The organism is Chromobacterium sphagni (assembly GCF_001855555.1).
Lineage (GTDB): Bacteria > Pseudomonadota > Gammaproteobacteria > Burkholderiales > Chromobacteriaceae > Chromobacterium > Chromobacterium sphagni.
Window position 1 is genome coordinate 22,103 of sequence record NZ_MKCT01000094.1, and the last position, 8,292, is coordinate 30,394.

The 8,292-nt window shown below is 56.5% G+C and carries 2 protein-coding genes, 1 tRNA gene and 2 rRNA genes; all 5 read left to right on the forward strand.

The features are described 5' to 3' along the window. The first annotated feature begins 20 nt into the window (after window positions 1–20). The 5 genes from BI344_RS22275 to BI344_RS22300 all read left to right on the forward strand — a co-directional run bounded on the left by BI344_RS22275 (window position 21) and on the right by BI344_RS22300 (window position 8,120). Window positions 21–377, forward strand: coding sequence for a SpoIIAA family protein (locus BI344_RS22275; protein WP_071114975.1), 357 nt, complete (start codon window positions 21–23; stop codon window positions 375–377). Window positions 378–436: 59 nt separating this feature from the next. Next, window positions 437–2,746 (forward strand): Tex family protein, encoded by a 2,310-nt coding sequence (locus BI344_RS22280; RefSeq protein ID WP_071114976.1) that lies wholly within the window; start codon window positions 437–439, stop codon window positions 2,744–2,746. Window positions 2,747–3,189: 443 nt separating this feature from the next. Beyond that, window positions 3,190–4,725, forward strand: a 16S ribosomal RNA gene (locus BI344_RS22285). 90 nt (window positions 4,726–4,815) lie between these two features. Further along, a tRNA-Ile gene (locus tag BI344_RS22290) sits at window positions 4,816–4,892 on the forward strand. A 334-nt stretch (window positions 4,893–5,226) separates the two neighbouring features. After that, window positions 5,227–8,120 (forward strand): 23S ribosomal RNA (locus BI344_RS22300). Together the 16S and 23S rRNA genes with 1 tRNA gene alongside form the textbook arrangement of a ribosomal RNA operon. Window positions 8,121–8,292: the final 172 nt, after the last annotated feature.

An 8,292-nucleotide genomic window follows, 5' to 3' on the forward strand; every position in this document is an offset into this window, starting at 1 on the left:
CAATCTGAAGGGAGAAGTGGATGATCTCGATTCGCGAGCAGGATTATGGCCTGGACGTGGCCTTGTTCAATGAATTCACCCTGGCGGATTTCCAGCTGCTGGAGCAGGCGCTGCTCAAGCGGCTGGACGAGCGCGCCAAGCCCGATATCCTGCTGGACCTGTCCGAGCTGAAGGACTTCACGCTGGACATGGCGATGGAGGAGGTGAGGTTCATGCGCGCGCATGAGGAGAAAATGGGGCGCGTGGCGATCGTGGTGGGCGATGTCTGGATCAGGCTGGCCACCCATATCGCCAGCCTGCTGTCGCACACCCATGTCCAGTATTTCGACCTGATAGAAGAGGCGCAGGCCTGGCTGGCAAGGCCGGTTGCCGCTTGATTTTGGCGCGGATGGCGCTACAGTAGCGGTTTTTGTTCAACTCGAAAGAATAAGAACCGATGTTGAAAAGCCTTTCCAGCCGCCTGGCGGCTGAACTTGCCGTCCGCGAGGCCCAGGTGGCCGCCACCATCGAACTGATAGACGGCGGCGCCACTGTTCCCTTCATCGCCCGTTACCGCAAGGAAGTCACCGGCGGCCTGGACGATACCCAGTTGCGCAATCTGGCGGAACGCTTGGTCTACCTGCGCGAGCTGGACGACCGCCGTGTCAGCATTCTCAAGAGCATCGCCGAGCAGGGCAAGCTGACGCCCGAGCTGGAAGCGGCCCTCTACGCCAGCGACAACAAGACCACGCTGGAAGATATCTACCTCCCCTACAAGCCCAAACGCCGCACCAAGGCGCAGATCGCCCGCGAAGCTGGCCTGGAGCCTTTGGCCGACAGCCTGCTGGCCGACTCGTCGCAAGATCCGGCCGCGCTGGCCGAAGGCTACGTCAACGCCGAGGCCGGCATAGCGGACGTCAAGGCCGCGCAGGATGGCGCGCGCGCCATCCTGATGGAGCGCTTCGCCGAGGATGCCGAACTGCTGGGCCGTTTGCGCGAGAAGCTATGGAGCGAAGGCGAGCTGGCGGCGACGGTGGTCGCCGGAAAGGAAGCCGACGGCGCCAAGTTCTCCGATTATTTCGATCACCGCGAACATATCCAGTCCATTCCCTCGCACCGCGCACTGGCATTGCTGCGGGGCCGCAACGAGGGTGTGTTGAACGTCGCGCTCAAATACCAGCCCGACGAAACTCCTATCACCGAGCGTTCCGGCTATGAGCTGCTGATCGCCGACCGCTTCAACATCAAGGACGCCGGCCGTGCCGCCGACAAGTGGCTGCTGGACGGCGTGCGCCTGGCCTGGCGCGCCAAGATCTTCCTGTCGCTGGAGCTGGAGCTGGTGTCGCGGCTGAAGGAAGCGGCGGACGCCGAGGCGATCAAGGTTTTCGCCGCCAATCTGCACGATTTGCTGCTGGCCGCGCCGGCTGGCCGGCGCGCTACCCTGGGTCTGGACCCCGGCCTGCGCACCGGCTGCAAGGTGGCGGTGGTGGACGATACCGGCAAGGTGCTGGACACCACCGCCATCTATCCGCACGAGCCGCGTCGCGAGTGGGACAAGTCCATCGCCATCCTCGGCGCGCTGTGCGTGCGCCACAAGGTGGACCTGATTGCTATCGGCAACGGCACCGCCAGCCGCGAAACCGACAAGCTGGCGCAGGACCTGATCAAGGCTTTTCCGCAGTTGGGCATGACCAAGATCGTGGTGTCGGAAGCCGGCGCGTCGGTTTACTCCGCCTCGGAGCTGGCCGCCAAGGAATTCCCGGACATGGACGTCAGCCTGCGCGGCGCGGTGTCCATCGCTCGCCGCCTGCAGGACCCGCTGGCCGAGCTGGTGAAGATCGATCCCAAATCCATCGGCGTCGGCCAGTACCAGCACGACGTCAACCAGAGCCAGCTGGCGCGCGCGCTGGACGGCGTGGTGGAAGATTGCGTCAACGCCGTCGGTGTGGACGTCAACACCGCCTCGGTGCCGCTGTTGGCCCGCATCTCGGGCCTCAACTCCACACTTGCCGCCAATATCGTGTCCTACCGCGACCAGAACGGCGCGTTCAAGAACCGCAAGCAACTATTGAAAGTGCCGCGACTGGGCGACAAGACGTATGAGCAGGCAGCCGGCTTCCTGCGCATCGCCGGCGGCGACAACCCGCTGGATGCGTCGTCGGTACACCCGGAAGCCTACCCGGTGGTGGAACAGATCGTCCTCAAGAGCGGCCGCGAGATGAAGTCGCTGATCGGCGACTCGGCCTTCCTCAAGTCGGTGCGGGCAACGGACTACACCGACGAGCGCTTCGGTCTGCCTACCGTGATGGATATCCTGAAAGAACTGGACAAGCCGGGCCGCGACCCGCGTCCGGAATTCAAGACCGCCACCTTCCAGGATGGTATCGAGGATATCAAGCATCTGCAGCCGGGCATGGTCTTGGAAGGCGTGGTGACCAACGTCGCCAATTTTGGCGCCTTCGTCGACATCGGCGTGCACCAGGACGGCCTGGTGCATATCTCGGCGTTGTCCAACAAGTTCATCGACGATCCGCGCAAGGTGGTCAAGGCCGGCGATGTGGTCAAGGTCAAAGTGCTGGAAGTGGATGTGGCGCGCAAGCGCATCGCACTGACCATGCGGCTGGATGACGAGGTGGGTGCGAGTTCGTCCCGCGGCCCGCGCAGCGATGCGCGCCCATCGGGAGGCCAGCGCCAACGCGGCCCGCAGGGCGTGCCGGCGGGCGATACCGCGATGGCGGCGGCGTTCGCTAGGCTTAAGAAGAACTGAGCGCGCATACTATATAGAGCGTTTGAAACAGGCCGGCGGCGACGCCGGCCTGTTTTTCATGGCGCGGGCGGCAAGGTTTTGCACCGGCGCGGGGTTGTTGTGGCCGGGTTGTAAAACACCCCGTCTTCATATCTTCTTTTTCATCAGTTGCTTGCGTGGTCTTGGAGGCTGATCGGCCCGCCGTTGCTCGCTTTTTTGCGAAAAGGTGTTGACGAGGATAGGGCGCGGCGGTATAGTTCGCCTCCTCAGCTGACGCAGCGAACGAAACAAGCCGAACAAAACAGGTTCCGGCGGTGTTCGAAGCGGCCGGCACTGCTCTTTAACAGAACGAATAACCGATAGGTGTAAGTGCTTGGCGAAAGCCAAAAACTTGCACTGCAAGAGACAAGAAATACTTGTTTTATTTCTTTGAACTTGCGTGCCAGAAAATTTGCTATGAGATTGAACTGAAGAGTTTGATCCTGGCTCAGATTGAACGCTGGCGGCATGCTTTACACATGCAAGTCGAACGGTAACAGGGAGCTTGCTCCGCTGACGAGTGGCGAACGGGTGAGTAACGCATCGGAATGTACCGTGTAATGGGGGATAGCTCGGCGAAAGCCGGATTAATACCGCATACGCCCTGAGGGGGAAAGTGGGGGACCGTAAGGCCTCACGTTATACGAGCAGCCGATGTCTGATTAGCTAGTTGGTGAGGTAAGAGCTCACCAAGGCGACGATCAGTAGCGGGTCTGAGAGGATGATCCGCCACACTGGGACTGAGACACGGCCCAGACTCCTACGGGAGGCAGCAGTGGGGAATTTTGGACAATGGGCGCAAGCCTGATCCAGCCATGCCGCGTGTCTGAAGAAGGCCTTCGGGTTGTAAAGGACTTTTGTTCGGGAGGAAATTCCGCTGGTTAATACCTGGCGGGGATGACAGTACCGGAAGAATAAGCACCGGCTAACTACGTGCCAGCAGCCGCGGTAATACGTAGGGTGCAAGCGTTAATCGGAATTACTGGGCGTAAAGCGTGCGCAGGCGGTTTTGCAAGTCTGATGTGAAAGCCCCGGGCTCAACCTGGGAACGGCATTGGAGACTGCAAGACTAGAGTGCGTCAGAGGGGGGTAGAATTCCGCGTGTAGCAGTGAAATGCGTAGAGATGCGGAGGAATACCGATGGCGAAGGCAGCCCCCTGGGATGACACTGACGCTCATGCACGAAAGCGTGGGGAGCAAACAGGATTAGATACCCTGGTAGTCCACGCCCTAAACGATGTCAATTAGCTGTTGGGGGTTTGAATCCTTGGTAGCGTAGCTAACGCGTGAAATTGACCGCCTGGGGAGTACGGCCGCAAGGTTAAAACTCAAAGGAATTGACGGGGACCCGCACAAGCGGTGGATGATGTGGATTAATTCGATGCAACGCGAAAAACCTTACCTGCTCTTGACATGTACGGAACTTGCCAGAGATGGCTTGGTGCCCGAAAGGGAGCCGTAACACAGGTGCTGCATGGCTGTCGTCAGCTCGTGTCGTGAGATGTTGGGTTAAGTCCCGCAACGAGCGCAACCCTTGTCATTAGTTGCCATCATTAAGTTGGGCACTCTAATGAGACTGCCGGTGACAAACCGGAGGAAGGTGGGGATGACGTCAAGTCCTCATGGCCCTTATGAGCAGGGCTTCACACGTCATACAATGGTCGGTACAGAGGGTCGCTAAGCCGCGAGGTGGTGCCAATCTCATAAAACCGATCGTAGTCCGGATCGCACTCTGCAACTCGAGTGCGTGAAGTCGGAATCGCTAGTAATCGCAGATCAGCATGCTGCGGTGAATACGTTCCCGGGTCTTGTACACACCGCCCGTCACACCATGGGAGTGAGTTTCACCAGAAGTGGGTAGGCTAACCGCAAGGAGGCCGCTTACCACGGTGGGATTCATGACTGGGGTGAAGTCGTAACAAGGTAGCCGTAGGGGAACCTGCGGCTGGATCACCTCCTTTCTAGAGAAGGCGATCGTCAAGTACTTACAGCCTATCGGTTATTCTGTTAAGGGCAGCCAGCTCCTTGTGGGGCTGGCGTAGAAGTTTACTGGGTTTGTAGCTCAGCTGGTTAGAGCACTGTGTTGATAACGCAGGGGTCGTAGGTTCGAGTCCTACCAGACCCACCAGTTGGGGATTAGCTCAGTTGGGAGAGCACCTGCTTTGCAAGCAGGGGGTCGTCGGTTCGATCCCGTCATCCTCCACCACAACTCAAACACAAGCGAACTCGGAAGAGTTTGGTTCTGTTTGCGTTGTAATTTTAACGCCCGATCTTTAACAAACTGAAGAAGCCGAATATATAAGACGGCGAAATGAAAGCGTAGAGTTAATTCTGTACGCGGACAAATCGTCATCTTGGGTATTTGATTGTATCTAAGGCTGCGTCGCCATATCAAAAGGGGCGGTGCAGTCGTCGCGCAAACACGCTCTGTCATGAAGTGACGTAGGTTACTGAAATGATAGGGTCAAGCGACTAAGTGCATCTGGTGGATGCCTTGGCGATCACAGGCGATGAAGGACGTGTAAGCCTGCGAAAAGCGCGGGGGAGCTGGCAATAGAGCTTTGATCCCGCGATATCCGAATGGGGAAACCCGGCCCTTAGGGGTCATCCCAGACTGAATACATAGGTCTGAGGAAGCGAACTCAGCGAACTGAAACATCTAAGTAGCTGAAGGAAAAGAAATCAACCGAGATTCCGTAAGTAGTGGCGAGCGAACGCGGAACAGCCTGTATGTGATAGAGATTGAGTTAGTGGAAGGTTCATGGAAAGGACCGCCGTAGTGGGTGATAGCCCCGTACACGAAAACGCATTCTTGGTACTAAGCATACGAAAAGTAGGGCGGGACACGCGAAATCCTGTTTGAAGATGGGGGGACCATCCTCCAAGGCTAAATACTCGTGATCGACCGATAGTGAACCAGTACCGTGAGGGAAAGGCGAAAAGAACCCCGGGAGGGGAGTGAAATAGAACCTGAAACCGGATGCATACAAACAGTGGGAGCGGACTTGTTCCGTGACTGCGTACCTTTTGTATAATGGGTCAGCGACTTACATTCAGTGGCAAGCTTAACCGAATAGGGGAGGCGTAGGGAAACCGAGTCCGAATAGGGCGAATCAGTCGCTGGGTGTAGACCCGAAACCGAGTGATCTATCCATGGCCAGGATGAAGGTGCGGTAACACGCACTGGAGGTCCGAACCCACTAGTGTTGCAAAACTAGGGGATGAGCTGTGGATAGGGGTGAAAGGCTAAACAAACTCGGAGATAGCTGGTTCTCCCCGAAAACTATTTAGGTAGTGCCTCATGTATCACTTCCGGGGGTAAAGCACTGTTATGGCTAGGGGTCATTGCGATTTACCAAACCATGGCAAACTCTGAATACCGGAAAGTGCCAGCATGGGAGACAGACAGTGGGTGCTAACGTCCATTGTCAAGAGGGAAACAACCCAGACCGCCAGCTAAGGTCCCAAATGATCAGTTAAGTGGTAAACGAAGTGGGAAGGCATAGACAGCCAGGATGTTGGCTTAGAAGCAGCCATCATTTAAAGAAAGCGTAATAGCTCACTGGTCGAGTCGTCCTGCGCGGAAGATGTAACGGGGCTCAAACTGATAACCGAAGCTGCGGATGGGCACAGTCAAATGTGTCCGTGGTAGGGGAGCGTTCTGTAGGTCTGTGAAGGTGTGTCGAGAGGCATGCTGGAGATATCAGAAGTGCGAATGCTGACATGAGTAGCGATAAAGCGGGTGAAAAGCCCGCTCGCCGAAAGCCCAAGGTTTCCTACGCAACGTTCATCGGCGTAGGGTGAGTCGGCCCCTAAGGCGAGGCTGAAAAGCGTAGTCGATGGGAAACGGGTTAAAATTCCCGTACTTTTGTGTAGTGCGATGTGGGGACGGAGAAGGTTAGGTCAGCAGACTGTTGGAATAGTCTGTTCAAGCCGGTAGGTGTGAAGAGTAGGCAAATCCGCTCTTCTTTAACACCGAGACGTGATAACGAGGGTCTACGGACCTGAAGTGACTGATACCACGCTTCCAGGAAAAGCCACTAAGCTTCAGCTACACAAGAACCGTACCGCAAACCGACACAGGTGGGCAGGATGAGAATTCTAAGGCGCTTGAGAGAACTCAGGAGAAGGAACTCGGCAAATTGATACCGTAACTTCGGGAGAAGGTATGCCTGTTGTGGTGTAAGACTTCGCGTCTGAAGCTATGACAGGTCGCAGAGAATCGGTGGCTGCGACTGTTTAACAAAAACACAGCACTGTGCCAACACGAAAGTGGACGTATACGGTGTGACGCCTGCCCGGTGCCGGAAGGTTAAGTGATGGGGTGCAAGCTCTTGATCGAAGCCCCGGTAAACGGCGGCCGTAACTATAACGGTCCTAAGGTAGCGAAATTCCTTGTCGGGTAAGTTCCGACCCGCACGAATGGCGTAACGATGGCCACACTGTCTCCTCCTGAGACTCAGCGAAGTTGAAGTGTTTGTGAAGATGCAATCTACCCGCTGCTAGACGGAAAGACCCCGTGAACCTTTACTGTAGCTTTGCATTGGACTTTGAAGTGGTTTGTGTAGGATAGGTGGGAGGCTATGAAGCCTGGACGCTAGTTCAGGTGGAGCCAACCTTGAAATACCACCCTGACCCCTTTGAGGTTCTAACCTTGGTCCGTGATCCGGATTGGGGACAGTGCATGGTAGGCAGTTTGACTGGGGCGGTCTCCTCCCAAAGTGTAACGGAGGAGTTCGAAGGTTACCTAGGTACGGTCGAAATCGTGCTGATAGTGCAATGGCAAAAGGTAGCTTAACTGCGAGACCGACAAGTCGAGCAGGTGCGAAAGCAGGACATAGTGATCCGGTGGTTCTGTATGGAAGGGCCATCGCTCAACGGATAAAAGGTACTCCGGGGATAACAGGCTGATACCGCCCAAGAGTTCACATCGACGGCGGTGTTTGGCACCTCGATGTCGGCTCATCACATCCTGGGGCTGTAGCCGGTCCCAAGGGTATGGCTGTTCGCCATTTAAAGTGGTACGTGAGCTGGGTTCAAAACGTCGTGAGACAGTTTGGTCCCTATCTGCAGTGGGCGTTGGAAGTTTGACGGGGGCTGCTCCTAGTACGAGAGGACCGGAGTGGACGAACCTCTGGTGTACCGGTTGTCACGCCAGTGGCATCGCCGGGTAGCTAAGTTCGGAAGAGATAACCGCTGAAAGCATCTAAGCGGGAAACTCGCCTGAAGATGAGACTTCCCTGGAGGCTAGACCTCCCTGAAGAGTCGTTCGAGACCAGGACGTTGATAGGTCGGGTGTGGAAGCGCTGTGAGGCGTGAAGCTAACCGATACTAATTGCTCGTGAGGCTTGATCCTATCATTTGAGTGCTTGGGAAACTGAGTGACGAAGATGGAGTGTGAGTGCGACACAATTGAGTACCCGAAAAAATATTCAGAACGCGTTGAGAGACGAGTTCAGGCTTCTTGAGTTTGTACCAGTTTATGTCTGGTGGCCATAGCGAGGTGGTCCCACGCCTTCCCATCCCGA